The following is a 2537-nucleotide window of genomic DNA, read 5'->3' as shown; positions in this document are numbered from 1 at the left end:
GGCTGCGGGTGGCTGCGGGTGGCTGCGGGTGGCTGCGGGTGGCTGCGGGTGGCTGCGGGTGGCTCCGGGTGGCTCGCGACCGTACCGGTTGCGCGTGGCGGCCGTGGTCACAGGAACGGTCCTGCTGAGAAGGATGGCCGAAATGACAGCCTGCACTGGGCTGCGTCGGCCACGGGGCCAAGGCTCCGGGGCGCTGGGGTACCGAGCCCCCCGAGGACGGGGTCGCGAGTCGCCCTCACGCGGCCGCAGCGCGAGCGTCCGCCGGTCCGTACTGATGTCCTCGCGCCGAAGCCCCGGCGCCTGCCCGATCCGACGGCCCGTGTCGAACGTCAACGCCTCGGCAGCCGATCGCTCAGCCACTCGCACGGATCGAGGATCCACTGCGCGTGTGCGTCCGTCAGCTTCGTCGTCCGGCGGCCGGTTCCCGGGCGAGGACCCGCTGGCGGGTCTGCGGGGCGCATGGCGACGCACGCAGCCGAGCCCTGCCGTCACGGGAGCGACCTGGGGCGGGCCGTGGGCCGGGGCGAGGCGGGAGGATGGCGGGGGCGCGGCCCAACCAGGCGGGTCTGTACGGGGTATGGCGCAGCGCACGGAAGCGCTGCACACTGCGCAACGCGCGTAGAAGTGACATGCACACGAAACCTCTCGGTCCTCCGCACGCAACCCGGCCCGCTTAGAACTGCCCTGCCGCCACGGCGTGTCCCCCACACCCCCGGTGCGGTGCTCCGCGAACCGTCCGCAACCGCTCGCGAAAGGCACCCTCATGTCATCTCGTCACATACCTGTCAGACGCTCCCGCCTCACCGCCGCGCTCGGCGCCGCCTGCCTGGCCGCCGCCGTGACGCTGGCCACGCTCACCACCGCCCCGGAGGCCGCGGCGAGTGCCGCCGTCTCGGTTCCGTCGCAGGGATCGCCGACCCAGCTCGACGTCGGCAACTGGAACGTCGAGTGGTTCGGCGCGCCGGACTTCGGCCCGACCGACGAGGCACTTCAGCAGCAGAACGTCCGCGACGTCATGGCGGGCGCCGACATGGACGTGTGGGGCCTGTCCGAGGTCGTCAGCACCTCGGCGTTCGACACCCTCGTGGCCGGCATGCCCGGGTACACCGGGGTCGTGGCCAACGACCCGATCGTGACGAACGGTGCGCAGTACTACTCGGACTTCGGCAACACCGAGCAGAAGGTCGCCCTCGTCTGGCGCTCCAGCATGGCCACCCTCGTGAGCGCGAAGGTCATCCTCACCAACCAGAACAGCAACTTCGCCGGCCGCCCGCCGGTGGAGTTCACCCTGCGCGGCACGTTCGACGGCGTCACCCGCGACCTCGTCTTCATCGTCCTGCACGCCAAGGCCGGAGCCACGCAGGACGCGTGGAACCTGCGCAACCCCGCCTCCCAGGCCCTCAAGTCCTACCTCGACACGACCCACCCCGCCCAGAACGTCTTCGTGATCGGTGACTGGAACGACGACGTCGACACGTCCATCACACCGGGAAAGGCTTCGCCGTACGCCAACTTCGTCAACGACGCGGCCCGCTACACGTTCCCGACGCGGGCCCTTTCCCTGGCCGGCGTGCCGTCGACGGCGGGCTACCCGGACTTCATCGACCACCAGCTCACCACCAACGAGGTGCAGGCGAAGTACGTCGCCGGCTCGGCGACCGCCTTCCAGCCCCAGCCCTACGTCCCGAACTACACGACGACGACCAGCGACCACTACCCGGTGCTGGCCCGCTACGACTTCGGCATCGGTGATGGCGGCGGCGGGCCCGCGAATGTCGTCATCAACGAGGTCCTGGCCAACGAACCGGGCAGCAGCACCGCCGGCGAGGCCGTCGAGATCGTGAACACCGGCGGCACGGCGACCAGCATCGCCGGCTGGACCATCCAGGACGCCTCGGCAGTGCGGCACACCTTCGCGGCCGGTACGACGCTCCAGCCCGGCAAGGCGATCACCGTGTACGGCGCGGCCTCCGCGATCCCCGGCGGCATCGTGGCGGTGGCAGCCGGCACGGGCGGCCTCAACCTGTCCAACAGCGGCGACCAGGTCATCCTGCGGAACGCGGCCGGAGCAACGGTCCAGTCGATGACCTACACCTCAAACCAGGCGGACTCCGACGGCGTGTCCATCAACCGCAGCCCCGACGGCTCGGCAACCGGCAGCTGGGTCAAGCACAACACCATCAGCTCCCTGTCCAGCTCTCCCGGCCGGCGCGCCGACGGAACGGCGTACTGACGCAGACCCCGATCCGAGCGGCTTCCGGAAGCACCCTTCTGGCAGGCTGACCGGGTGAACGGGAATGCAGACGCGTCCGGCGACCGGTTTCGAGACCGGCGCGAACGCAAGTACGGATATGACTTCCTCGATGAGGTTCTGGTGCGCTGTCCTCGGTGCGACGGGTGCGCCACCGTCACGCCCCATCCCGGTATCCCCGCAGATGAGGAGGCCATCGGCGCCGGGAACCCGGACCTCCGTCACCGGCTGCGGTGCATAGGGTGCGGCTTCTCCAAGGACCGGAAGGCCGACTCTGCTGTCCTGG

1 protein-coding gene and 1 pseudogene are annotated in these 2537 nt (G+C 70.4%); both read left to right on the top strand.

Going from position 1 to position 2537, the window contains the following annotated elements; all coding sequences use genetic code 11:
* Positions 1 to 763: 763 nt before the first annotated feature.
* Positions 764 to 2233, top strand: coding sequence for a lamin tail domain-containing protein (locus tag LG634_RS37480; protein ID WP_226741012.1), 1470 nt, complete (start codon positions 764 to 766; stop codon positions 2231 to 2233).
* Positions 2234 to 2287: 54 nt separating this feature from the next.
* Positions 2288 to 2537: pseudogene (locus LG634_RS37475) on the top strand (hypothetical protein); the annotation flags it as partial.

Source organism: Streptomyces bambusae, from assembly GCF_020532645.1.
Taxonomy (GTDB): domain Bacteria; phylum Actinomycetota; class Actinomycetes; order Streptomycetales; family Streptomycetaceae; genus Streptomyces; species Streptomyces bambusae.
Note: the sequence above shows the minus strand (reverse complement) of the source record. Positions and strands in the feature narration are given on the sequence as shown.

Bases quoted from the DNA above. Each gene is read 5' to 3' on its own strand.
- LG634_RS37480 (WP_226741012.1), top strand. From the start codon at position 764: ATGTCATCTCGTCACATACCTGTCAGACGCTCCCGCCTCACCGCCGCG.